The sequence below is a fragment of the Pseudomonas sp. YNh genome, assembly GCF_037993085.1.
GTDB classification, from domain to species: domain Bacteria; phylum Pseudomonadota; class Gammaproteobacteria; order Pseudomonadales; family Pseudomonadaceae; genus Aquipseudomonas; species Aquipseudomonas putida.
On sequence record NZ_JBBMRJ010000044.1, the window covers coordinates 1 to 23,726 of the forward strand.

Genomic DNA, 23,726 nt, shown 5'->3' on the forward strand with positions numbered 1-23,726 from the left:
AACCTCTTTCGCCCGCAGGGCGCCTTCGGCTGGTTCAGTTACACCACTTCCCGGGACACGATCAATACCCGTGTCCGAAAATTGAGTTGGACTCGAAGCTATCGAGGCAGCGGCCAAGGCTGCGGCGGCGAAGGCTCCGTCAATCTGGCAGCTGACTACCTGAACTACGAGGGGCCAGACGCTGGGCGTCCATTTCCACGGCATCGATTGAGTCGCCGCGCAAGAACAAGAAGCAGGTAGACCCCTTCATGCTCGAGTGGATGCACGATAGCTTGTCCCGGGGCAACCTGGTGTTCGCGGCGTTCTACGAGCGAAACTGGAAAACAACGTAATTGGTACAGAAATGGTAAAGGATTAAATTTCGTTCACCTTGCGCCCTTTAGTCATAAGGCATTCGACAGCAATTCAGCCATACTCCAGAATGCATCGGTTTTTGGGGAAAACCCTTGCACAGCCAACGACATACCAACTTTTAGTGAGCCTCAACGTGAAAACATCCCTGTCCATCCTCAGCCTGCTGCTGTTGCTCACAGGTACCGCGACCCTTCCGTCGACTGCTGCTGCACAACCCCCGGCCCAAGTCCAACGTGACCCGTCCAAGTTGCATCTGGCTTCAGGCAGCGCCCTGCTGATCGACCTGAATACCAACCAGGAGCTGTATTCGAGCCACGCCGACCGCGTGGTGCCGATCGCTTCGGTAACCAAGCTGATGACAGCGATGGTGGTGCTGGATGCCAAGCTGCCCATGGATGACATGCTCACCATGACCATTGCCAACAACCCGGAAATGAAAGGCGTGTATTCGCGCGTGCGCCTGGGCAGCCAGCTCGACCGCCGCGAAACCCTGCTGATTACCCTGATGTCGTCGGAAAACCGTGCCGCCAACAGCCTGGCCAACGCCTACCCCGGCGGCTATCCGGCGTTCATCAAGGCGATGAATGCCAAGGCCCGCAGCCTGGGCATGGCACATACCCGCTACGTAGAGCCGACCGGCCTGTCGACGCAGAACGTGTCCACCGCCCGCGACCTGGCCAAATTGCTGATGGCTTCGCGCAAATACCCGATGCTGAGCGAGTTGTCGACCACCCGCGAGAAGACCGTGGCCTTCCGCAAGCCCAACTACACCCTGGGCTTCCGCAACACTGACCACCTGGTAAACAAAAGCAACTGGGACATCAAGCTGACCAAGACCGGGTTCACCAACGAAGCCGGGCACTGCCTGGTGCTGCTGACCCGCATGGACAACCGCCCGGTGGCCATGGTCATCCTCGACGCCTTCGGCAAATACACCCACTTCGCCGATGCCAGCCGCATGCGTCAGTGGCTGGAGACCGGTGCCGCCAAGCCGGCACCGGCAGTGGCCATGCAGTACAAGAGCGACCGGCAGAACAAGGGGCGCGTGGCGTCCGAATAAGCGCCTGCCACTGGCGCTGTGTGTGGGAGCGGCCTTGCGGCCCATCGCGACGCAAGGCCGCTCCGACAGGTTGTTGCGCCAGACAGTCAGGCCGTGGCGCTGACCATCCCGCCCGAGCTGCTGCCACCCTCTTGCTGCAACAGCTCCAGTAGCTGCGCCGTGGCAGCCATGATCTGGCCGTTGATGGTTGCAATGCTCGCCTGCTTGGCGCCCACCGCAGCCGCCTTGGCAGCGTCATCCATCTTGCTGTTCTGCAATGCGGCCAACTGCTTCTGCTCCTCGACAAGCTGCTTCTGCAGGTCCTTGATCAGCTGACGCAGCTCGGTTACGGCCTCGGACTCACCACTGTCTTCACTGTCCGTAGGTTGCGCCTGGCTACCCGCAGAAACCTTCATGCTGTCGCTACTGATGCTCAAGGGGCCCAGTGCCTCGCCAGCCTGTTTTGCCTGTTCGCGTTCGGTCGTTGCGTTCGCGCTCAGCGTCTGCGCTGAAATGCCATTGATCATCAGGTTGCTTGCCGTGATTCCGCTCATGTCGATTCCCTGCTGAAAGATAGGTCCTTGCCGTAACCACCCTATCGGCCCCCCCTCGCAGTTCTTTAGCCCGCTTAAATTCCCCCGCGACTGGCTCGTTCCAACACATGTACTTGCGCAGGAGCCGGAGCCCCGGCGGGCGTCCATATTCGACCATTCAGGGAATCGCAGCCATGAGCCAGTCCTCACAGCAGGAAACCATCAAAGATCTGATCGGCGTGGGCTTCGGCCCTTCCAACCTGGCCTTGGCCATTGCCCTGGAAGAACTCGCCGAGTCCCAGGGCCATGCCCTCGACGCACTGTTCATCGACAAGCAGCAGGACTACCGCTGGCACGGCGAAACCCTGGCCACCCAGAGCGAGCTGCAGATCTCGTTCCTCAAGGACCTGGTGTCGTTGCGCAACCCCACCAGCCCCTACAGCTTCGTCAATTACCTGCACCAGAAGCAGCGCCTGGCCGACTTCATCAACCTCGGCACCTTCTACCCCTGCCGCCTGGAGTACAACGACTACCTGCGCTGGGCCGCCGAACACTTCGCCACCCAGGCGGTGTATGGCCAGGAAGTGCTGCGCATCGAACCGGAGGTGCAGGCTGGCCGTGTCGAGCACCTGCGCTTGGTCTCGCGCGACGCCCAGGGCCGCGAATACAGCCGCCGCACCCGCTCGGTGGTGGTTGGCAGCGGCGGCACGCCAAAAATCCCGGAAAAGTTCGGTGCCTTCAAGGACGACCCGCGGGTATTCCATCACTCCCAGTACCTGAGCAGCCTGAACAAGCTGCCGTGCACCGCCGGCAAACCGATGCGCATCGCGGTGATCGGGTCGGGGCAAAGCGCCGCCGAGGCATTCATCGACCTCAACGACAGCTACCCGTCGGTCAAGGTCGACATGGTCCTGCGTGGCTCGGCGCTCAAACCCGCCGACGACAGCCCCTTCGTCAACGAGATCTTCTCGCCGGACTACACCGACCTGGTCTACAACGAACCGGCCGACCAGCGCAGCAAACTGCTGGGCGAATATCACAACACCAACTACTCCGTGGTGGACCTTAACCTGATCGAACGTATCTACGGCATCCTGTACCGGCAGAAGGTCGCCCACCAGCACCGTCACAACGTGCTGTGCCGCCGCCAGGTCGAAGCCGTTGTGGCTACCCGCGAAGGCCTGGAACTGACCCTGCGCGACCTCGCCACCGGCCAGCAGCAAACCCACCGCTACGACGCGGTGATTCTCGCCACCGGCTACGAACGCCGCTCGCACCGTGACTTGCTGGCACCGCTGGCCGGTTACCTGGACGACTTCAGCGTTGACCGCAACTACCGAGTGCTGGCCAGCCCCGACCTGCAGGCCTCGGTGTACCTGCAGGGCTTCTGCGAGAACAGCCACGGCCTGAGCGACACGCTGCTCTCGGTGCTGCCGGCCCGCGCTGCGGAAATTGGCCGTGCGCTGTACCAGGACCTGGCGCAGCTGCACGGCAAACCGCAACCTGCCGTGGCCCTGACCCGCGCCTGACCCCTCTGCAACATCTCTTTTCAAGGCCGGCTGACGCCTCGCGCGCAGGCCGGCCTTGCGCTTAGAAACATTTGCTTGCATTTAAAACGGCAGGTTTTCAATTCTCATTCGTCCTTATCAGTACAGCCCTCTTTGGTTGGGCACACGCTCGACCACCCAATGCAGAAGACCGTCTGATGGCCAAATCACCGAAAAAATCCAAATCCAGGCTGTGGTTCCTGGTCCATAGCTGGCTCGCCCTGCCGATCTGGTTCTTTGTGCTGATCGTCTGCTTTACCGGCATGCTCGCCGTGGTCAGCCAGGAGATCGTCTGGCTTGCCAACTCCGATGTGCGTGCCAGCAAGCCCTACGCCGACGCCGAGCGCCTCAGCTTCCAGCAGGTGCTGGACGCCATGCACAAAGCCGATCCGGACATGGTCGTGGAGTCGCTCAGACAACCCGACGGCTCTCACTTTGCCCTCACGGCGGATGTGACATTGCCAGACGGCACCAGCCCGACGCTGTACGTCAACCCGTACACCGGCGCCATCCAGGGCAAATCCCCCGACTTCAACTTCGAAGGCTTCACCCGCGCCCTGCACGGCTGGTGGCTGGTGCCCTTCACCAACGGTTTCAGCTGGGGCTGGTACCTGGTGTCGATTCTCGGCTTGCCCATGCTGGCATCGTTGGTAACCGGGCTGGTGGTGTACAAGAAGTTCTGGAAGGGCTTCTTCAAACCGGTACGCACGGGGCATGGCTCGCGCATCTTCTGGGGCGACTTGCATCGCCTGGCGGGCGTCTGGTCGATCTGGTTCATTGCGGTCATTTCCATTACCGGTACCTGGTTCCTGATCCAGGCAATCCTGTTCGACAACCACATCACCATTTCCAGCCGGCCCATCGTGCCGGTGATCGCCCGCGAAGATGTGCCACAAACACCCGATGGCAGCCCTGCCCCGCGCATCGACCTGGATGAGGCAGCGCGCATCGCCGGCCTGGCGATCCCGGGCCTGGAAATCAGCTTCATTTCGTTGCCGTCCACCGCTTACAGCCATGTTTCAATGGGCGGGCGTGGTTGGTATCCGCTGATGTTCCAGAGCGCCGACGTCAACCCTTACACGCGCAACGTCGACAGCCAGTTCCTGCTCAGCGACCGCTCGACGCTGGAGTTCGTCACCGAGTCCATGCGCCCCTTGCACACCGGCGACTTCGGCGGCCTGCCGATCAAGCTGATCTGGTTCTTCTTCGGCCTGGTGCTCACCCTGATGGTGTTCAGCGGCTTGCTGATCTGGACCAAGCGCACCGCGCAGGCCACCGCCGCCGCCCTCAAGCGCAGCGAACGCACACCCCGCGCTGCGCGCGCCCAGACCTCCCTGGAGACCCAACCATGAGCCACGCACAGGCCGTGCCCGCCCGCCCACTGAAGCAATGGTGGCTGAAGTGGCGTTTTCACCTGAACATCCTGTTGATCCTGGTGCCGCTGGGCTTCATGCCCAAGTATTTCAACGACGCAAAGCTGTTCCGTGGCGACGCCGGGCTGGGGGCCAACGTGATCACCGGTATCCAGGCAGGCCCCTATACCCTGGACCTGGCTGAACTGCGTGACGAAGCACCACGCCAAGACGGCCCGGCTGGCAATTTCAAATCCTTCAACGCGGCGCTATGCAAAGCCTGCATCAATGACGTCAAGGCCGTTTACCTGCGCATTGGCAAACCGCGCAGCCTGCGTGCCGCCGGCACGATCTTCTTCGGTGCGCCTTATCGCATGGGCACCAACCTGCCCATCCCGCCCCGCACCAAACCCGACGCACAGATCTGGATCACCCTGGAAGGCTGGGACGGCAGCATGCACCAGGCGTCGGTCCCGCTGGCCAAAGCATCGCCAGCCACCGTGGCCTGGCTCGAAAAACAAGGAGGCAAGAAATGAAACAGCTGATGCGAACCCTCGCCCTGCCCTTGCTGGTGCTGGCCGCCGGCCCTGCCCTGGCGCACAACCCGATGTGCGAATGCGAAGAAACGGCCGGCGGCCAGGTCACGTGCACCGGCGGTTTCTCGGACGGCAGCGGTGCCCCGGGGGTGACCCTGGATGTGATCGGCTATGACGAGCAAGTGCTGGTCGGCGGCAAGCTTGGCGACGACTCGACGCTCACCTTCAAGCGCCCGGACGGCGAGTTCTACGTGCTGTTCGATGCAGGCCCCGGGCACGTTGTTGAAGTCGACTACGCCGATATCGCCCAGCCATGAGCCGCGCCCAAGTGATTCGCCCGGCCGGCGCCGGGCACGAAACCCTGTACGTGCTTTTGATCAGCCTGCTGATTGTGGTGCTCGCTGCCAGCGTAGTGCTGCTGCGTGGCGAGCGCGAAGACGAACAGACCATCGCCAGCCACCAGATCGACGCCCGGCGCGACCTCACCGCCGCCGAACAAGGCCTGTACACCGACCTGCGGGTGGCCTTCGACGAAATCCAGCTGTTGCGTGAAGAAAACGCTGCCGTGCCTAGCGTGCAGGCCCTGGCCGAAGAAGGCCTGCCACCCTTCGTGGTCGATGCCGGCAGCCAGAGCCGCGGCGGCCACCAATGGTCGTGGCTGGAGCCCGGCGCTTACCTGGGCCGCAGCCAGGCCCCGGAAGTCGCCGGCAGCCTGCTGCTGATCCTGCCGGCCGACAGCACTGGCCAGGCCGATGTCTGGCTGCGCCGCGACAGCGCCGCCATGACCCCGGACGACCTCGGCCAGGCAGCCCTGATCGCCGCGGGCTGGCAGCAGGTGGTCAGCCACTACGACGCCGGGGTTACCCGCGAACACCGCCACTGAACCCAAGGACTTCCCCATGTTCCGCTCCGCCCTCGCCCTGCTCCTGGCCCTTGCCCTGCCGGCAATGGCCCTGGCCGATAACGGCAAGCCCCTGCGCATCGGCATCACCCTGCACCCCTACTACAGCTACGTGACCAACATCGTCGGCGACAAGGCCGAAGTGGTACCGCTGATTCCAGCGGGCTTCAACCCCCACGCCTACGAGCCACGGGCCGAGGACATCAAGCGCATCGGCACCCTGGATGTGGTGGTGCTCAACGGTGTCGGCCACGACGACTTCGCCGACCGCATGATCGCCGCCAGCGAAAAGCCCGGCATCAACACCATCGAAGCCAACCAGAACGTGCCGTTGCTGGCAGCCACCGGCATTGCCGCCCGTGGCGCAGGCAAGGTGGTCAACCCGCACACTTTCCTGTCGATCAGCACCACCATCGCGCAGGTCAACAACATCGCCCGCGAACTGGGCAAGCTCGACCCGGACAACGCCAAGCTCTACACGCAAAACGCCCGCGCCTACGCCAAGCGCCTGCGCGCGCTGCGTGCCGAAGCCCTGGCCAAGGTCACCGAGGCGCCCAGCGCCACCTTCCGGGTTGCCACCATCCATGCCGCCTACGACTACCTGGTACGCGACTTCGGCCTGGAGGTGACGGCCGTGGTCGAGCCTGCCCATGGCATCGAGCCCAGCCCGGCCCAGCTGAAGAAGACCATCGACCAGCTCAAGGCCCTGGACGTGCGGGTGATCTTCTCGGAAATGGACTTCCCGTCGGCCTACGTCGAGACCATCCAGCGCGAATCTGGCGTGCGTCTGTACCCGCTGACGCACATTTCCTATGGCGAATACACCAAGGACAAGTACGAAGTGGAGATGAAGCGCAACCTCGACACCGTGGTCCGCGCCATCCAGGAGAACCGCGCATGACCGCCGCCGCCAACCTGGTGACGGGCTTCGGGCCGCGCATCGAGTTCGCCGGCATCGACCTGACGCTAGGCCGCACACGCATCCTGGAACAGGTCGGTTTCAGCGTGGCCGCCGGCAGCGTGCACGCCATCGTCGGCCCCAACGGCGGCGGCAAGAGCTCGCTGATCAAGACCCTGCTCGGGCAGATGCCGCATCAGGGCCAACTCACCCTGCATTGGCCTAGCGAACGCGAAGTGATCGGCTATGTGCCCCAGGCATTGGAGTTCGACCGCGGTCTGCCAATGACCGTGGACGACTTCATGGCCGCCATGTGCCAGCGCCGCCCGGCCTTTCTCGGCCTGTCGCGGCGCGTGCAACCGGCCATCGACGCGGCCCTGGCGCGGGTCGGCATGCTCGACAAGCGCAAGCGGCGCATGGGTGCGTTGTCCGGGGGCGAGCGCCAGCGCGTGCTGCTGGCCCAGGGCCTGATCCCCGAGCCGCAGTTGCTGGTGCTGGACGAGCCCATGTCGGCACTCGATGAGGCCGGTATCCAGGTGTTCGAGCAGTTGCTCAAGGGCTGGCGCCAGGCTGGCACCACCGTGCTGTGGATTGAGCACGACCTGGAAGCCGTGCTGCGCCTTGCTGACCGGGTAACCGGCCTGAGCCGCAAGGTGCTGTTCGACGCCCCACCCGCCCAGGCCCTGACCCCGGAGCGCCTGCTCGGCCTGTTCTCCGTTCACCCGCGTAGCGAGAGCCTTGCCTCATGAGTTTTGAAGCATTTCGCCAACTGGTCCAGGAATGGGCTACCGCTGGTTACCTGCCCGAGGCACTGGCCTACGGTTTCGTGGTCAACGCCCTGCTGGCCGGCATGATGATCGGCCCGGTGCTGGGCGGCCTGGGCACCCTGGTGGTGGTCAAGCGCTTTGCCTTCTTCTCCGAGGCAGTGGGCCATGCCGCGCTGACCGGCGTGGCCATCGGCATCCTGCTGGGCGAGCCCTACACCGGCCCCTATGGCAGCCTGTTCGGCTACTGCCTGCTGTTCGGTATCTTGCTTAACTTCCTGCGCAACCGCACCGGGCTGTCGCCGGACACGCTGATCGGCGTGTTCCTGTCAGTGTCGCTGGCGCTGGGTGCCAGCTTGCTGCTGATGCTGGCTGGCAAGATCAACGTACACATCCTCGAAAACGTGCTGTTCGGCTCGGTGCTGACCGTCAGCGGCCAAGACCTGGTGGTGTTGGGCATCGTCGCAGTACTGGTGCTGGCCTTGGCGCTGCCGCTGTACAACCGCATCATGCTGGCCAGCTTCAACCCACAGCTGGCGGCCGTGCGCGGGGTAGCGGTGAAAACCCTGGACTACCTGTTCGTGGTGCTGGTGACCCTGGTGACCGTGGCCGCCGTGAAGGTGATCGGGGCCATCCTGGTCGGTGCGCTACTGGTCATCCCCGCTGCCGCCGCTCGCCTGGTGAGCCAGTCGCTCAAGGGCTTTTTCTTCCTGTCGGTGGTGATTGCCACCATCAGCACCCTGTTTGGCATCCTGCTGCCGATCGTTTTCGACCTGCCGGTGCCGTCAGGCGCCGCGATCATCCTGGTCGCCGGCATGTGCTTTGCCCTGGCCGCCCTGGCCCGCGCCCTCGTCCCCCGCCTGCAAGGAAACCCGGCATGAACTTCAAACGCCTGACCCTGGCGCTGGCGCTGGCCGGCCTGCCATCGCTGTCTTTTGCCACACAAGTGCTGACCACCCTGCCCGTCACCCACAGCCTGGCCAGCGCCCTGCTCGACGGCACTGCAGTACAGCTAAAACGTGCGGCGCCGGCCAACCTGCCGGCCAGCCGCCAGCCGTCGTACTTCAGCGGGCGCGGTGGCGCCAGCCTGGAGAAAGCCGCACAGCAGGCCGACGCGGTGATCGGCGTGCGTTCGATCTGGCGAGACGACCCGCTGTACCCAATGGCCCGGCGCAGCAACATCCGCATCGTCGAAATCGATGCCGCACGCCCGGTGGACGGTGCGCTGCCAGGGATTGCGGTCTCGGGTGATGACGCCTATGGCGCCTACCCCTGGCTCAACCCGACCAACCTGGGGCGTATGGCGGATGTGGTGGCCAACGATCTGGAGCGCCTTGCCCCAAGTGACAAAGCGAAGATCCAGGGCAACCTGGCGGGCCTCAAACGCCAGTTGCTGGAGCTTTCGGCCAGCAGCCAGACACGCCTGGCCAAGGTCGACAACCTGACCGTGGTGAGCCTGTCCGACCGGCTGGGTTACCTCGCCAGCGGGTTGAACCTGGACGTGGTGGAGCAGCCGCTGCCGGCCGAGTGGGATGCTGCCGCGCTCAAGGCGTTGGAGGAAAATCTGAAAGCGCAGGATGTCGCGTTGGTGCTGGACCACCGCCAGCCGGACGCGGCGGTGGCCGAAGTGATCAAGGCAGCCGGGGCCAAGCTGGTGGTGGTGGAGAGTGACCCTGACGATGCGTTTGCAGGGTTGAAGGCCAGTGTCGACCAGGTGGTGGGGGCATTGGGCGAAAGCTGACGTTGTTTGCGCCGGCCCTTTCGCGGGTAAACCCGCTCCCACAGGGACCTCACTGCCTTCCGAACCAATGGTATCCCTGCAAAGGCCTTGAGGTACTGCACTGACCTCATGGTCAGTGCTAACCCTGTGGGAGCGGGTTTACCCGCGAAGAGGCCGGCACAGGCAACACATGACTAACGCTTCATGCACCGCTGATAACGCTCATCCACCCGCCCGGCAAACCATGCCGTGGTCAGCTTGCGGGTGATCTTCGGGCTCTTCAGCTCGATCCCCGGCAACACCGCCCGTGGCACCGGTTTACCGGCCTTGGCATCCGCCAGGGCAAATACTCCGCTGTACAGTTTGCTGCCTTCGAACGCCAGGCTGTCGCCCTCCTCCAGCTGGCTGCGAATCTGCGGGTTACGCAGCCCCAGCTTCACCCCCAACTTTCTCGCGGCCTGCTCGGTGGTGCCTGGCATGATCGCCCCCGGTGCAATCAGGTCGCCGTCCAGGGCAAGCGGCACGCCGGTCGCCTTGCTCAATGCCGCCTGGAACGCCGCGTTGCGGCTGGCGTACCAGCCTGCGTTGAAGTCGCCAAAACGGTACAACTGGCGTTCATAACTGGCCGGGTAGCCCAACAGGTGGGCAATACCGAAATACATACCGCCGCGCCGGGTGAACACTTCCTGGCGAATCGTGCCGTCATGGCTGTAGGGGTAAGCCTGCGCATGCTTTTCGGCGAAGTCGATGCTGACCTGCATCGGCCCGCCGGTGTGCACCGGGTTCAGCCCGCCCAGCAAAGTCTTGCCCAGCGGTACACGGGCAATGACCTCGTCATACAGCTCGCTCAGCTGCTTCTCGCTGCGCACTGCCTGCAAACGCTGCTGGTAGCTCTGGCCGTTGCCCGAAGGGGTTTTCAGAGCGCCGTCGACCAGCAGCCTGGGAACATGCAGGCGTGCGGCACGGCGGTCGATTTCCTCACGGGCGATACGCCCCAGGTTGGGCACCTGCGGGTCGGCAGTGAAGGTCGACTCTTGCTCGGTCACCGCCAACACGGCGCACAGGTTGCTTTTGCTCGGTGCAATGCGCTGGGCTTCGAATGCCACTTGAATGTCCCTGGCCCAGCCCTCGCGGTCCCTGGTCTGCGCAGGCAGCAACCGCAGCAGCTGGGCGCGGACCTTGGCCGGGTCTGCTTCCGGTGCTTCTTCACGGCGCCCGGCACAACCTTGCAGCAGCGCCAGGGCCATCAACCCGGCAGCCAGTAACCGGCCGTTCAGGGCTGTTCACCGACCAGGTAGGTTTTACTGATGTGGCGGAACAGCGGGTGGCTAGCACTGCCCATCAATTCGAACAGCACCATCTCGCGGGTCACCACCTGGGCCCCGGCAGCACGCATGCGCGCCAGCCCCGCCGCCTTGCTGGCCGGCGTGCGGCTGTCGCAGGCATCCTCGACCACGAACACCTGCTTGCCCAACGCCAGCAGGCCAAGCACCGTCTGCAGCACGCAGACATGGGTTTCCATACCACAAACGATCACCTGCTCACGCGCCATCAGGCTGGCCGGCAGGCACTCGGCGGCCACGCAGGAAAAATGGCTTTTTTCCACCACTTCGGCTGCCGGGGCTGCGGCCAGAAGATCCGCCACGGTATGCCCTAGCCCCTTGGGATACTGCTCGGAAATCACCGTCGGCAACTCCAGCTCGGCAGTCGCAGCCAGCAACCAGCGCGCCCGTGCCCGGGTGCCCTCGGGGTCGCTCATGGCGCCGATGAGTTTTTCCTGGATGTCGACGACCAGCAGCGTGGCCTTGTGTGGATCGATCAGCATTGTCCGCCCCTTGCCTGGGAAAAGGCCTAGCCTCCCCCAGGCAAGCGGTGACGTCAATCAGGCAGAAAGCCGAAGCGGTTCCAGCGAAGCAGTCAGCGCGCCGAGCACGTGGTCCTCCTGCTCATGGATGAAGAAGTGGCCGCCCGGGAACATCCGCAGCGAGAAGTCGCCGTGGGTTTCCTGGCGCCAGGCCTGCAATTGCTCGTCGCTGGCCCGGTCATCCGCGCCGCCCAGCACGTGCAGCGGGCACTGCAACGCCGGTCGCTGGCGGTAGGCGTAGGTGCCGCAGAGCAAAAAGTCCGCGCGCAGGGTGGGCAAGGTCAGGCTCATCAGCTCCGCATTGGCCAGCACTTCCTCGGGCGTACCCTGAAGCTCGCGCAACTCGTTGATCAGCTCGGCGTCACTCTTGGGCTCGCGCCAGTTCTTGCCGTCGTAGTCCTCACGCCGCGTGGGCGCCGCCGTGCCGCAGGCGAACAGCGCCAAGGGTGGCGGGCAGCCCAACGCCTGCAGTTCATGGGCCAGCTCGAAGGCCAGCAGCGCGCCCAGGCTGTGCCCAAGCAGCGCATAGGGGGCACTGGCCGCCAGGCGCTGCTCGCTGGCCAGTTGCCGGGCCAGGGCTTGCATATCGGTGTGCAGCGGCTCGGCCATGCGCGCACCACGACCGGGCAGCTCCACCGGGCGCACTTGCAGCCAGGCTGGCAGCTTGCGCCGCCAGCGGCTGTAGACCATGGCGCTGGCCCCGGAATACGGCAGGCACAGCAGGTTCAGGGCAGTCACTGAGTAGCGGCTTCGGCCATTTTCTGACGCAGGCTCAGCGGGCGCATGTCGGTCCACACCTCGTCGATGTAGGCCAGGCAGTCCTTTTTCAAACCACTCTTGCCCACGGCACGCCAGCCGTTGGGGATGGCCTTGTAGTCCGGCCAGATCGAGTACTGCTCTTCGTGGTTGACCACTACCTGGAACTGAATATCGTCGCGGTCGAAAACGGAAGTCATTGCCTGTCTCCTTGAATGGTAAGTGCCGCTGCACGCCTGGTGCAGGGGGGCTTTCAAGTAGACGTAGCAAGCGTTGAAAAAATTAGAGGAACTGACGCGCCACCGTGTGGAAGCGGCCTTGTGTCGCGATAGGGCCGCAAAGCGGCCCCCCGATTTCGGCGTTTCCAATGAAATAGCCGGGGCTGCTGCGCAGCCCTATCGCGACACAAGGCCGCTCCCACAAAGAGCAAGCGGTGCAGAAATCAAAGGTCAGGCATCACGCAGCAGGTCGTGGGTATCCAGCAGACGGAAGGCCACCTGCGGGTTGCGCTCCAGCCCGCGCCGAATTGCTGCCGGGATCGACTGCCGGGTCTTGCGGCACAGACCCGGCTGGTCATCCAGTTCAATGACGATACCGCGCATGGTCCGCACTTCGTTGTAGCCGGGGGCAATGTGCACGCGGATGCCGAGGTTTTCGTACAGGCGTTGCTGCAGGCGTTGCAGGTCCTCGAGGTCCTTGAGGTTTTCCAGGCGTTCAAGCAGGCGCTTTTCTTCCTGTCGGGTCAGCAGGAGGATGCGCCGGGCCGCCTGCGGGTGATCGACCAAGTGTTCGCGGCCGCAGTCGCAGGCACCAGGAGGGCAAGGTTGGCGCAGAGGCGGTGGTGTGGTCATGGAGCAAGCATAGCCCGGCAAAGGCCTCAAAAAAAACTTTCCTGTCAGGATAAAAAATTTCACAAACCGCTAGACCGGCCCCCCTCATTTCGCCTATAAATCGCCTAAAGGAAATTTATATTCCTACGAAGAAACACCACTTCGCCCTCTCGCGAAGCTTCTTTTGCCCCTTGTGCCCGACCTGCCCCACTCCATCACGAGGCCTATCCGACATGCACCCCGCTCCCGATCACTTCATCCTGCGCGTCAGCTGCCCGGCCGTGTCTGGCATCGTCGCCGCGGTGACCACCTACCTGGCCGAGCACGGTTGCTACATCAGCGAGATGGCGCAGTTCGACGACGAGGACAATGGGCGCTTCTTCATGCGCGCCGTGTTCCGCTTCAACACCGGTATCAGCGGTGACACGCCGCAGCTGGAGGCCGGCTTTACCGACGTGGCCCAGCGCTTCGACATGCAATGGAGCCTGCACAGCAGCGCCCGGCCCATGCGTGTGCTGCTGATGGTGAGCAAGTTCGACCACTGCCTGTCCGACCTGCTGTACCGCCACGCCAAGGGCGAGCTGGACATGCACATCACCGCCGTGGTTTCCAACCACCTGGACCTGCGCCCGATGGCCGAGCGCCAGGGCATTCGCTTCGTCTACCTGCCGGTGAGCAAAGACACCAAGGCCGAACAGGAAGCCGCGCTGCTGCGCATCGTCGAGGACACCGGCACCGAACTGGTGGTGCTGGCGCGCTACATGCAAATCCTCTCCGATGACCTGTGCCGCCAGCTGTCGGGCCGGGCGATCAACATCCATCACTCGTTCCTGCCCGGTTTCAAAGGGGCCAAGCCCTACCACCAGGCCTACCAGCGCGGGGTCAAGCTGATCGGCGCCACCGCCCACTATGTGACCAGCGACCTGGACGAGGGCCCGATCATCGAGCAGGAAGTGCAGCGCGTTGACCACGCCTACGCGCCAGACGACCTGGTGGCCATCGGCCGCGACACCGAGACCATCGCCCTGTCCCGCGCCGTGAAATACCACCTGGAACACCGGGTGTTCCTTAACCACGACCGCACGGTGATCTTCAAATGAGCGCCCTTCCCAGCGTCAAGCTGATCGACGGCAAGGCCACCGCCGCGCGGGTGCTGGCCGAAGTGCGCGCGCAGGTGCAGGAACTGCGCCAGGGCGGCGTGCAACCAGGCCTGGCCGTGGTGCTGGTGGGCGCCGATGCCGCCAGCCAGGTGTACGTACGCAACAAGGTGCTGCGCGCCGAAGAGGTGGGCATCCGCTCGTTGGAACATCGCCTGCCCGCCGACACCACCCAGGCCCACCTGCTGACCTTGATCGACCGCCTTAACCGCGACCCGGAGGTAAACGGCATCCTCGTGCAACTGCCGTTGCCCGCGCACATCGACGAGCACTTTGTGTTGCAAGCCATCAGCCCGCTCAAGGACGTGGACGGCTTCCACAGCGAGAACGTTGGTGGCCTGGCCCAGGGCCGCGATGTGCTCACCCCGTGCACCCCCAACGGTTGCATGCGCCTGCTGCGCGACGCCTGTGGCGAGCTGCGCGGCAAGCATGCGGTGGTGGTCGGCCGCTCGAACATTGTCGGCAAGCCCATGGCTGCCCTGCTGCTGCAGGCCGACTGCACGGTGACCGTGGTGCACTCGCGCAGCCGCGACCTGCCGGCGCTGTGCCGCCAGGCCGACATCCTGGTGGCCGCAGTGGGCAAACCTCGGCTGATAGGCGCCGACTGGCTCAAGCCCGGCGCGGTGGTGATCGACGTCGGCATCAACCGCGTCGATGACGGCGGCCACAGCCGCCTGGTCGGTGATGTCGACTTCGCCGCTGCCCTGCCCCAGGTCGCCGGCATTACTCCGGTGCCCGGTGGCGTCGGCCCGATGACCATCGCCTACCTGATGAAAAACACCCTGCTCGCCCTCGACCTGCAGCAACAGGCCGCCCACCAGGAGCGCACCGCATGCCTTTCGCCCTGCTGAAATACGGCCTGAGTGCCGACTACCCGGTGGAGGTCGACCTGCCGCCACCGTGCGAACTCAAGCCTCGTTATGACGTGGTGATCATTGGCGGCGGCGGCCACGGCCTGGCCATCGCCTACTACCTGGCCAAGTACCACGGCGTGACCAACGTCGCCGTGCTGGAAAAGGCCTACCTGGGAGGCGGAAACACCGCACGCAACACTGCGGTTATCCGCTCCAACTACCTCACCAGCGAGGGTGTGCGCTTTTACGCAGAATCGGTGCGCATGTTCCAGAACCTGTCCAACGAGTTCGACTTCAACATCATGTATTCCGAGCGCGGCCAGCTCACCCTGGCGCACACCGATGCCACCGTGCGCGCCTTCCGCCAGCGTGCCGAGGTCAACAAGCACTTTGGCGGGCGCACCGAAATGATCGACCGCCAACAGATTCGCGAACTGGTGCCCAGCCTCAACCTCGACCCTGGCCACCTGCCGGTGCTGGCAGGCCTGTGGCACATCGACGGTGCCACTGCACGCCATGACGCAGTGGCCTGGGGCTACGCCAAACAGGCGGCCAAGCGCGGAGTGGAAATCCACCAGCTGACCGAAGTACAGGACCTGCTGATTCGCAATGGCCGCATCGAAGCGGTGAAGACCAACCGTGGCACGGTGCAGTGCGGCTGCGTGGTCCAGGCCGTGGCCGGCGCCAGTTCGCTGCTGATGGCCAAGGCAGGCATCCGTGCGCCGATTCACACCTACCCGCTGCAGGCCATGGTCACCCAACCGTTCAAGCCATTTCTCGATCCGCTGGTCAGCTCGTCGGCGCTGCATTGTTATGTGCAACAGACCAGCCGTGGGGAAATCGTCTTTGGCGGCGGCTCCGACCCTTACCCGCTGTACAACACCCGCTCCACCCTCGACCTCAAGGAAAGCCTGCTGGCCCACGCCATCGAGATGTTCCCGTTCATGGCCAACGCCAAGCTGATGCGCCAGTGGGCCGGGATGACCGACATGACCCCGGATTACAGCCCGATCATGGGCCTGTCGCCAGTGCACAACTACTACCTGGATGCCGGCTGGGGAACCTGGGGCTTCAAGGCCACGCCCATCTGCGGCAAGACCATGGCCGAGCTGGTGGCCAGCGGCGGCAAGGTACCCGAAATGATCGCCCCCTTCGCCCTGGAGCGCTTCAGCCGCTTCCAGCAAGTCAACGAAATGGGCGCCACTGCGGCCAGCCACTAGGAGCAACGCCGATGAAGATCCTGACCTGCCCCTTGAACGGCCCGCGCAACATCAGCGAGTTCACCTACGGCGGCGAGTTCAAGCACATGCCCGACCCGGCTAGCTGCAGCGACGCCGAGTGGGCCGACTATGTGTTCAACAGCGACAACCTGGCCGGGGTGGTGACCGAGTGGTGGCTGCACAACGCCTCCAGCTACTGGTTCCTGGCCGAGCGCCACACGGGAAGCGACCAGGTGCTGCGCACCTTCGACCCGAAAGCACTGTTCGACCGCCGCGTCGACTTCACCCCCGCCGCCACCCCGGAGATCGCCGGATGAACAGCCCTACCCGCCTCCCCGTGCCCATGGGCCTGCTGATCGACCGCGAGCGGCCCCTGCGCTTCGAGTTCGACGGCCAGGCCTGCCAAGGCTTTGCCGGTGACACCATTGCCAGCGCCCTGCTGGGTAACGGCCGCTGGCTGCTGTCGCGCTCGTTCAAATACCATCGCCCACGCGGCCCGCTGAGCATGGCCGGCCAGGACGCCAACACCTTGGTGCAATTGCCTGAAGAACCCAACGTGCTGGCCGACCTGGAAGCCGCCCGCGAGGGCCAGGTGGTCGAAGGGCAGAACTTCAACGGCAGCCTGACGCAGGACCGTGACGCCTACCTGGGCAAGTTCTCACGCTTCATGCCGGTGGGCTTCTACTACCGCTCTTTCTACAAGCCCAAGGGCATGTGGAAGGTGTGGGAGCCGCTGATTCGCAAGAAGGCCGGCCTGGGCGTGCTCGACCTTGGCTTCAAGCCGCAGTACTACGACAAAGCCTACCTGTTCGTTGATGTGGCGGTCATCGGCGGCGGCCCCGCCGGCCTGCGCGCCGCGCTGGACGCGGCCAATGCCGGGGCCAAGGTGCTGCTGATCGAACAACAGCCTGTGCTGGGTGGCTCGCTTGCCTACGCCCGCTTCGACATCGCCGGCACCCGCGCCGCCAGCCTGCGCCAGGAGCTGCTGGCCACCCTCGAGGGCCACCCGAACATCCAGGTGCTGCTGGAGGCCACCTGCAACGGCTGGTTCACCGACAATTACCTGCCGGTGATCCAGCACAAGCGCTTGTACAAGGTACGCGCCAGCCGTTGCCTGGTGGCGGCCGGTTCGTTCGACCAGCCGGTGGTGTTCCGCAACAACGACCTGCCGGGGGTGATGCTGACCAGCGCCGCCCAGCGGCTGATGAAGCTGTACGCGGTCAAGCCGGGCCAGCGCGCGGTGATCCTCACCGGCCACGATGATGGCTACCTGGCCGCCCTCGACCTGCAGGAGCAAGGCGTGGCCGTGGCTGCCGTGGTCGATATGCGCGCCGCGCCAGCCGATGCCGCACTGGCTGCCGAACTGAAGCGCCGCGATATCCCCGTGCACCTGGGCAGCACGGTGTACGAAGCGCTGCACGAAACAGGCATGCGCCATGTCAGCGGGGTGGACATTCGCCCGATCACCGGCCAGGGCAAGGTCGGCGCGCATGGCCTGCGCCTGGCCTGCGACTTGCTGTGCATGTCGGCGGGCTACATGCCGGTGTATCAGTTGCTGTGCCAGGCCGGTGGCAAGCTGGCTTATGACGTCAACCGTGACGAGTTCACCCTCAGCGACCTGCCGGCCGGGCTGGATATCGCTGGCTCGGTAAACGGCCGTCACTCGCTGGCCAACGTGCTGGCCGATGCCACACGCGGGGCCGCCGATGCACTGGCAGCGCTGGGCCTGCAAGCGCCGTCGCAGCCTGTGTTCAGCGCCGAAGCCAAGGTCAATTTCCCCTGGCCGATTTTCCCGCACCCCAAAGGCAAGGATTTCGTCGACTTCGACGAAGACCTGCAAGTGCGCGACATCGTCAACGCCACCCGCAGTGGCTACCGTGACATACAACTGGTCAAGCGCTTCTCCACGGTCGGCATGGGCCCGTCGCAGGGGCGCCACTCGGCGCTGCCCACTGCACGCCTGGTCGCCCATGCCACTGGCCGCAGCATCAGCGAGACCGGGGTGACCACCGCGCGCCCACCGTTCCAGGCCGAAAAGCTGGCGCATGTCGCCGGTCGTGCCTTCGACCCGTACCGGCAAACACCCATGCACCGTCGCCACCTGCAAGCCGGGGCGAAAATGATGCCTGCCGGTATCTGGCAACGTCCGGCTTATTACGGCAAGCCAGAGGAACGTGAGCGCTGCATGCAGGAAGAAGCCCGCCATGTGCGGGAAAAAGTTGGCCTGATCGACGTTTCTACTCTGGGCGGCCTGGACGTACGCGGCCCCGACGCTGCAGAACTGCTGGAGCGCGTGTACACCTTCGGCTTTGCCAAACTGCCTGTCGGCCGCACCCGCTATGCGCTGATGACCAACGAACAGGGCGTGGTGATAGACGACGGCGTCTGTGCACGCCTGGGCGAGCAACACTTCTATGTCACCGCCACTACCAGCGGTGTCGAAAGCATCTACCAACAGATGCTGAAGTGGAACGCGCAGTGGCGCCTGGACGTGGACATCACCAACGTTACCGCCGCCCTGGCCGCCGTCAACCTGGCCGGGCCACTGTCACGCCAGGTGCTGGCCAAGGTGTGCGAAGACGTGGACCTGTCGGCAGAAGCCTTCCCCTACCTCGGCGTACGCCAGGGCGAGGTGGCTGGCATTTCGGCGCGCATCCTGCGGGTGGGTTTCGTCGGTGAACTGGGCTATGAAGTGCATGTGCCGGCGCGCCATGCCGAACGCTTGTGGGACGCCCTGATGCAAGCCGGTACGGACCTGGGTATTCGCCCGTTCGGTGTCGAGACCCAGCGCCTGCTGCGCCTGGAAAAAGGCCATGTGATCATTAGCCAGGACACCGACGGCATGACCCACCCGGCAGAGATCGACATGCAGTGGGCCATCGGCCGCAAGAAGCCGTTCTTCGTCGGTAAGCGTTCCATCGAAATCCTTGAGGCGCAGCCGCTCAAGCGCAAGCTGGTCGGGTTCACCCTGCCACAGGGCAGCCCGCAGCCACTTGAGGGGCACCTGGTACTGGACGGGCCGGACATCACCGGCAATGTCACTTCCTGCGAGTACTCGCAAACCTTGGGGCAAATCATCGGCCTGGCCTATGCCGGCGCCCACCAGGCCACCCCCGGCACGCACATCCCGATCCGCGTGGAAGGCGGCGCGATGGTGCACGCCAAGGTGGTGCAACTGCCGTTCTACGATCCCGACAACCTGCGCCAGGAGCTCTGAGCCATGACCAGTTTGCAAGCCGAAGCGTTTATCCCTCGCAGCCCGCGGGCCGAGTTGTTGCACACCTGTGCGTTGACTGACCTGACCGATGTGGCACGGGTCGGCTTTCGTGGGGGCGACAGTGCTGCCTACCTGCAGCAACGTGGCTACCGTTTACCTCAGCAGCCGAACCAGGCCGCGCGACAGGACGACGGCGGCTGGGTAGCGCGGTTGTCGCAGACCGAGTACCTGTTGCTGGGCAGCCTGGCCGACGAAGGCGCACGGGTGGCTGCCGCGGAAGCCGAGTGGGTGCAGGATGCACAGCGTAACTACCTGCTGCCGCGCCAGGACAGCCATGCCTGGTTGCAACTGTCAGGGGTGCATGGCAGTGGGGTGATGGCCAAGTTGTGCGGGGTGGATTTACGTGCCGGGGCGTTTCCGGTCGGGGCGGTAGCGCAGACTTCAGCGGCACGGATAAATGTAATTGTGGTGAATGTGGGCAGTGACGAGCGGCCGGCGTTGCAGTTGCTGTTCGATCGGGCATCGCTGGCTTACTTGCGCGAAGCGATGCTGGATGCCATGGATGAGTTCGATGGCGGTTTGATCGGGCTGGGCGAGTTCACCACATGATTTTCTGCGCCTGGGAGATCGAGCGCCACCCGCGCGGCGCTCGATCTCTCAGGCGCAGAAAATCTCATGTCGAACGAACACACCCTGTACAGAATAATTATTCTGTATAGATTTCTACAGCGACCTGCACTATACCTTGTACAAAGAACCTAACTTGTACAGGTATTGTGCATGTCCAGCTACCTGCAATCCTTCGCCGAACGCTTTGCCACGCTCGATACACACAACCTCGACTTGCTGAACGACCTGTACAGCGAGGACGTAGCATTTCGCGACCCTCTGCACCAGCTCACCGGCCTTCCCGCGCTGCGGGCTTATTTCGCCCAGTTGTACGCGAAGGTGCCCGAGTGCCATTACCGCTTCGAAGGCACCGACGAGCTGGAACCGGGCCACGGCTACATTCGCTGGACCTTGCAATATCGCCACCCGCAGCTGGCCCGTGGGCAACTGATCAGCCTGCAGGGGTGCAGCCACCTGCGCTGGCATGAGCGGGTGCACTTTCACCAGGATTACTTCGACGCCGGCGCGCTGCTGTACGAGCATGTGCCGGTCATGGGCCGCGCCATTCGCTGGCTTAAAGGCAGGCTGGCATGAGCCGTTGCTGGCTCACCGGTGCCGGCAGCGGCATTGGTGCTGCGCTGGCATTGCACTTGCTGGAGCAAGGCCATCAGGTGGCGTTGGGTGCACGCCACGCAGACAAGCTGACGGCACTGGCCGCGCAGTTCCCGGGGCAGGTACTGCTGACCGTGGGCGATATCGACCAGCCTGGGCAGGTGGCGCAGATGGCCGGGGAGATCGAGCGCGCCTGGGGCGCACTGGACCAGGTGATCCTCAATGCGGGCACCTGCGAGTACCTGGAGCCGGGGCACTTCGACCCGGCGCTTGTCGAGCGAGTGATACGTACCAACCTGACCGGCACCAGCCTTTGCCTGGCCGCCGCCCTGCCGTTACTACGCCGCGGCCAGCAGCCACACCTGGTGGTGATGGGCAGTTCGGTCAGCTGGTTGGCGCTGCCGCGCGCCGGCGCCTATGGCGCGTCGAAGGCGGCATTGCGGTATCTGGTCGAGTCCCTGCGCATCGACCTGGCGGGCGAAGGTATCGATGTCACCCTGGTCAGTCCCGGCTTCGTCGACACCCCCCTCACCCGCCGCAACGACTTCCCCATGCCCCAGCTATGGAGCGCCGAACGCGCCGCCACTCATATCATCGCGCGCCTGCCACGCCGGCCGCTGGAAATCGCCTTCCCCGCCACCTTCATATTGGTGCTGCGCTTGCTGGGCGCTTTGCCGGCGCGCTGGCGCCTCAAGCTGGGCCGCCATCTGGCTTGATCCTGGCGTCGATCCGGACGCTCGCCTTGCCGCTGGCGTTGCGCTTCGCGGCAAGGTGCCGAGGCTGGCCTACAACTGCACCAAGCGCTCGCGCAAAAAGCTCACAAACCCCTGCACCGGCCGCGCCACCTGCCTGTGCTGCGGATACACCGCTGATAACTGCAAGGCAGGCGGCGTCCACTCTTCAAGCACATTCACCAGCCGCCCATCCGCCAACGCCTGCCCAACGATGAAGGTCGGCAGGTAGGTCACCCCCATCCCGGCGATAGCGGCATCCCTGAGCAACTCGCCGTTGTTCGCGCGCATGCGCCCTGTCACCTGAATCGCCTGCGCCTTGCCGCCCTGGCGGAACTGCCACTGCACCTGGCGAGAATGACCATAGGGCAGGCAGTCGTGCCCGGCCAGATCCTCCGGTTTTAGCGGTACACCCCGCGCCTGCAGGTACGCCGGGCTCGCGCAATACACCCGCTCGACACTGGCAATGCGCCGCGCAATCAGGCTGGAGTCCTCCAGCGCGCCAATCCGCAGCGCCAGGTCGTAGCCTTCGCCGATCAGGTCCACGGCACGATCACTGAGGTCCACCTCGACATCCACTTGCGGGTGCAATTGCAAAAACTCGGTCAACAGGCAGCCCAGGTGTGACATGGCGAACGACAGCGGTGCGCTCAGCCGCAAGGTGCCGCGCAGGGCCTGGGCCTGGCCGCTGATGTCGTGTTCCACCTGCTGCACCTCGCCCAGCAGGCGCAGCGCCGACTGGTAGTAGTGCTGGCCCAGCGGCGTGGCGTCCAGGCGCCGGGTAGAGCGGTTGAGCAGGCGTACGCCCAAGCGCTCTTCGAGCTGCATCAGGCGCCGGCTGACCGATTGCTTGGACATGCCCAGGCGGTCGGCGGCGGCGGTAAAACTGCCGGCCTCCATGACCTGGGCAAAGATGCGCATGTCTTCGTAGGGGTTCATTGTCTCGCTCATGGTGACAGTCAAACGCTTTATAGCGGCTTTTTCCCGCCAGTGCATCTGCCTAACCTACGCACAAGTCGCAGCGATGGCCCAACAGGCCAGGCAAGACGCCCACTACCAACACTTGCATGGAAAAGGATTCGCTCATGAACATTGTCCACAAAACCCTTACCGCCTCCCTTCTGGCCCTGTCCGTTTCCAGCGCTTTCGCTGCGGGGAGCCCTGGTGTCGAGCAGCACACCCAGGCGTTTCTCGAAGCCCTGGAACAAGGCGGCGGCAAGCCTCTGGAACAACTCAGCCCGACAGACGCCCGGGCAGTGCTGACGGGGGCCCAGGCATCGGTCAAGGTCGACCTCTCCGGTATCGAAGTAAAGGAACGCACCGTCCAGGCCAGCGGCGAGTCGATCAAGCTGCAAGTGGTCCGCCCGGCCAATGTGAAGGGTGACCTGCCAGTATTCATGTTCTTCCACGGCGGCGGTTGGGTGCTTGGCGACTTCCCGACCCACCAGCGGCTGATTCGCGACCTGGTCGTCGGCTCGGGTGCGGTGGCGGTCTATGTGGACTACACCCCGTCGCCGGAAGCGCACTACCCGACGGCGATCAACCAGGCCTACGCTGCGACCCGCTGGGTGGCCGAGCATGGCAAGGAGATCGGCGTGGACGGCAAGCGCCTGGCGGTGGCCGGCAACAGCGTTGGCGGCAACATGGCGGCAGTAGTGGCGCTGAAAGCCAAACAGGCCGGCACCCCTGCCCTGCGCTTCCAGCTGTTGCTGTGGCCGGTGACCGATGCCAGCTTCGAGACGGCATCGTACAAGCAGTTTGCCGAAGGGCACTTTCTGACCACCGGGATGATGAAGTGGTTTTGGGACAACTACACCACCGATGCCAAGGCGCGGGAACAGATCTACGCCTCGCCGCTGCGGGCCAGCAGTGAACAGCTCAAGGGCTTGCCGCCAGCGCTGGTGCAAACGGCTGAGTTCGATGTGTTGCGTGATGAAGGCGAAGCGTATGCACGCAAGTTGAACGCTGCTGGGGTAACCGTTACCTCGGTGCGCTACAACGGCATGATCCACGACTACGGCCTGCTCAATCCACTGAGTCAGGTGCCAGCGGTGAAGGCAGCCATGCGCCAGGCGGCCGGTGAACTCAAATTCCACCTTAAATAACCTTACCCCCCAGACGGCAGAGGCTGGAATGCCGTCAGGCAGGTCCGGCCTCTTCGCGGGTAAACCCGCTTGTATGGTTAGACTTGAAGGGGTGGTGGGACTAAATGCCCGATTCTGACTGTTCACA

Annotated in this window: 26 protein-coding genes; 19 read left to right on the forward strand and 7 right to left on the reverse strand. The window is 64.2% G+C overall.

Annotation, left to right across the window (positions count from 1 at the left end; genetic code table 11):
- Nucleotides 1-487 precede the first annotated feature (487 nt).
- Complete coding sequence (gene pbpG / locus WF331_RS27400) at nt 488-1,414, forward strand: D-alanyl-D-alanine endopeptidase (RefSeq protein WP_041167677.1); 927 nt, start codon at nt 488-490, stop codon at nt 1,412-1,414.
- A gap of 86 nt (nt 1,415-1,500) precedes the next feature.
- Here the strand turns inward: pbpG and WF331_RS27405 are convergent, their stop codons facing one another.
- On the reverse strand, nt 1,501-1,947 hold the full coding sequence (locus WF331_RS27405) for a hypothetical protein (RefSeq protein ID WP_016499103.1): 447 nt from the start codon (nt 1,945-1,947) through the stop codon (nt 1,501-1,503).
- 173 nt (nt 1,948-2,120) lie between these two features.
- Here WF331_RS27405 and WF331_RS27410 point away from each other — a divergent pair, with 173 nt between their 5' ends.
- From WF331_RS27410 to WF331_RS27450, 9 genes are all read left to right on the forward strand, one after another.
- Nucleotides 2,121-3,455: a lysine N(6)-hydroxylase/L-ornithine N(5)-oxygenase family protein gene (locus WF331_RS27410; RefSeq protein ID WP_174371536.1), complete on the forward strand. Its 1,335-nt coding sequence runs from the start codon at nt 2,121-2,123 to the stop codon at nt 3,453-3,455.
- A 176-nt stretch (nt 3,456-3,631) separates the two neighbouring features.
- The gene (locus WF331_RS27415) at nt 3,632-4,825 is read left to right on the forward strand and encodes a PepSY-associated TM helix domain-containing protein (RefSeq protein ID WP_016499101.1); all 1,194 of its coding nucleotides are present in this window, start codon (nt 3,632-3,634) and stop codon (nt 4,823-4,825) included.
- On the forward strand, nt 4,822-5,361 hold the full coding sequence (locus WF331_RS27420) for a hypothetical protein (protein ID WP_016499100.1): 540 nt from the start codon (nt 4,822-4,824) through the stop codon (nt 5,359-5,361). Before WF331_RS27415 ends, WF331_RS27420 begins: the two co-directional genes overlap by 4 nt.
- Nucleotides 5,358-5,678, forward strand: a complete 321-nt coding sequence (locus tag WF331_RS27425; RefSeq protein ID WP_016499099.1) for a hypothetical protein — start codon at nt 5,358-5,360, stop codon at nt 5,676-5,678. The genes WF331_RS27420 and WF331_RS27425 overlap by 4 nt, the downstream gene beginning before the upstream one ends.
- Nucleotides 5,675-6,244, forward strand: coding sequence for a DUF6162 family protein (locus tag WF331_RS27430; RefSeq protein WP_016499098.1), 570 nt, complete (start codon nt 5,675-5,677; stop codon nt 6,242-6,244). The genes WF331_RS27425 and WF331_RS27430 overlap by 4 nt, the downstream gene beginning before the upstream one ends.
- A 16-nt stretch (nt 6,245-6,260) precedes the next feature.
- Nucleotides 6,261-7,163: a metal ABC transporter substrate-binding protein gene (locus WF331_RS27435; protein ID WP_049274757.1), complete on the forward strand. Its 903-nt coding sequence runs from the start codon at nt 6,261-6,263 to the stop codon at nt 7,161-7,163.
- On the forward strand, nt 7,160-7,909 hold the full coding sequence (locus tag WF331_RS27440; protein ID WP_084966095.1) for a metal ABC transporter ATP-binding protein: 750 nt from the start codon (nt 7,160-7,162) through the stop codon (nt 7,907-7,909). Before WF331_RS27435 ends, WF331_RS27440 begins: the two co-directional genes overlap by 4 nt.
- Entirely contained in the window at nt 7,906-8,805 is a 900-nt protein-coding gene (locus WF331_RS27445) for a metal ABC transporter permease (protein WP_016499095.1), read from the forward strand. Before WF331_RS27440 ends, WF331_RS27445 begins: the two co-directional genes overlap by 4 nt.
- Nucleotides 8,802-9,665 (forward strand): metal ABC transporter substrate-binding protein, encoded by an 864-nt coding sequence (locus WF331_RS27450; protein ID WP_016499094.1) that lies wholly within the window; start codon nt 8,802-8,804, stop codon nt 9,663-9,665. Before WF331_RS27445 ends, WF331_RS27450 begins: the two co-directional genes overlap by 4 nt.
- Before the next feature lie 173 nt (nt 9,666-9,838).
- Here the strand turns inward: WF331_RS27450 and WF331_RS27455 are convergent, their stop codons facing one another.
- The 5 genes from WF331_RS27455 to WF331_RS27475 form a co-directional block, all read right to left on the reverse strand.
- Nucleotides 9,839-10,891, reverse strand: a complete 1,053-nt coding sequence (locus WF331_RS27455; RefSeq protein ID WP_340623501.1) for a DUF1615 domain-containing protein — start codon at nt 10,889-10,891, stop codon at nt 9,839-9,841.
- A 26-nt stretch (nt 10,892-10,917) separates the two neighbouring features.
- Nucleotides 10,918-11,469: a hydrolase gene (locus tag WF331_RS27460; protein WP_340623502.1), complete on the reverse strand. Its 552-nt coding sequence runs from the start codon at nt 11,467-11,469 to the stop codon at nt 10,918-10,920.
- 57 nt (nt 11,470-11,526) lie between these two features.
- A complete protein-coding gene (locus tag WF331_RS27465) occupies nt 11,527-12,246 on the reverse strand; it encodes a thioesterase II family protein (RefSeq protein ID WP_156859715.1) in 720 nt (239 codons plus the stop codon).
- On the reverse strand, nt 12,243-12,464 hold the full coding sequence (locus tag WF331_RS27470) for an MbtH family protein (protein ID WP_016499090.1): 222 nt from the start codon (nt 12,462-12,464) through the stop codon (nt 12,243-12,245). The genes WF331_RS27465 and WF331_RS27470 overlap by 4 nt, the downstream gene beginning before the upstream one ends.
- Before the next feature lie 249 nt (nt 12,465-12,713).
- On the reverse strand, nt 12,714-13,115 hold the full coding sequence (locus WF331_RS27475) for a hypothetical protein (RefSeq protein ID WP_041168003.1): 402 nt from the start codon (nt 13,113-13,115) through the stop codon (nt 12,714-12,716).
- A 212-nt stretch (nt 13,116-13,327) separates the two neighbouring features.
- Here WF331_RS27475 and purU point away from each other — a divergent pair, with 212 nt between their 5' ends.
- The 8 genes from purU (at nt 13,328) to WF331_RS27515 (ending at nt 21,479) form a co-directional block, all read left to right on the forward strand.
- Complete coding sequence (gene purU, locus WF331_RS27480; protein ID WP_016499088.1) at nt 13,328-14,194, forward strand: formyltetrahydrofolate deformylase; 867 nt, start codon at nt 13,328-13,330, stop codon at nt 14,192-14,194.
- Nucleotides 14,191-15,102 (forward strand): bifunctional methylenetetrahydrofolate dehydrogenase/methenyltetrahydrofolate cyclohydrolase FolD, encoded by a 912-nt coding sequence (folD, locus tag WF331_RS27485; RefSeq protein ID WP_016499087.1) that lies wholly within the window; start codon nt 14,191-14,193, stop codon nt 15,100-15,102. Before purU ends, folD begins: the two co-directional genes overlap by 4 nt.
- Nucleotides 15,084-16,325, forward strand: coding sequence for an FAD-dependent oxidoreductase (locus tag WF331_RS27490; protein WP_016499086.1), 1,242 nt, complete (start codon nt 15,084-15,086; stop codon nt 16,323-16,325). The genes folD and WF331_RS27490 overlap by 19 nt, the downstream gene beginning before the upstream one ends.
- 11 nt (nt 16,326-16,336) lie before the next feature.
- On the forward strand, nt 16,337-16,642 hold the full coding sequence (locus WF331_RS27495; protein ID WP_016499085.1) for a sarcosine oxidase subunit delta: 306 nt from the start codon (nt 16,337-16,339) through the stop codon (nt 16,640-16,642).
- A complete protein-coding gene (locus tag WF331_RS27500) occupies nt 16,639-19,542 on the forward strand; it encodes a 2Fe-2S iron-sulfur cluster-binding protein (RefSeq protein WP_284362792.1) in 2,904 nt (967 codons plus the stop codon). The genes WF331_RS27495 and WF331_RS27500 overlap by 4 nt, the downstream gene beginning before the upstream one ends.
- Before the next feature lie 3 nt (nt 19,543-19,545).
- Nucleotides 19,546-20,151, forward strand: coding sequence for a sarcosine oxidase (locus WF331_RS27505; protein ID WP_284398946.1), 606 nt, complete (start codon nt 19,546-19,548; stop codon nt 20,149-20,151).
- 171 nt (nt 20,152-20,322) lie between these two features.
- Nucleotides 20,323-20,745: a nuclear transport factor 2 family protein gene (locus WF331_RS27510; protein ID WP_016499082.1), complete on the forward strand. Its 423-nt coding sequence runs from the start codon at nt 20,323-20,325 to the stop codon at nt 20,743-20,745.
- Nucleotides 20,742-21,479: an SDR family NAD(P)-dependent oxidoreductase gene (locus tag WF331_RS27515; RefSeq protein ID WP_016499081.1), complete on the forward strand. Its 738-nt coding sequence runs from the start codon at nt 20,742-20,744 to the stop codon at nt 21,477-21,479. Before WF331_RS27510 ends, WF331_RS27515 begins: the two co-directional genes overlap by 4 nt.
- A gap of 69 nt (nt 21,480-21,548) precedes the next feature.
- Here the strand turns inward: WF331_RS27515 and WF331_RS27520 are convergent, their stop codons facing one another.
- Nucleotides 21,549-22,433, reverse strand: coding sequence for a LysR family transcriptional regulator (locus tag WF331_RS27520; protein ID WP_016499080.1), 885 nt, complete (start codon nt 22,431-22,433; stop codon nt 21,549-21,551).
- A 146-nt stretch (nt 22,434-22,579) separates the two neighbouring features.
- On the opposite strand from WF331_RS27520, the gene WF331_RS27525 reads away from it, so the two are divergent.
- Entirely contained in the window at nt 22,580-23,599 is a 1,020-nt protein-coding gene (locus WF331_RS27525) for an alpha/beta hydrolase (protein ID WP_340623503.1), read from the forward strand.
- Nucleotides 23,600-23,726 lie beyond the last annotated feature (127 nt).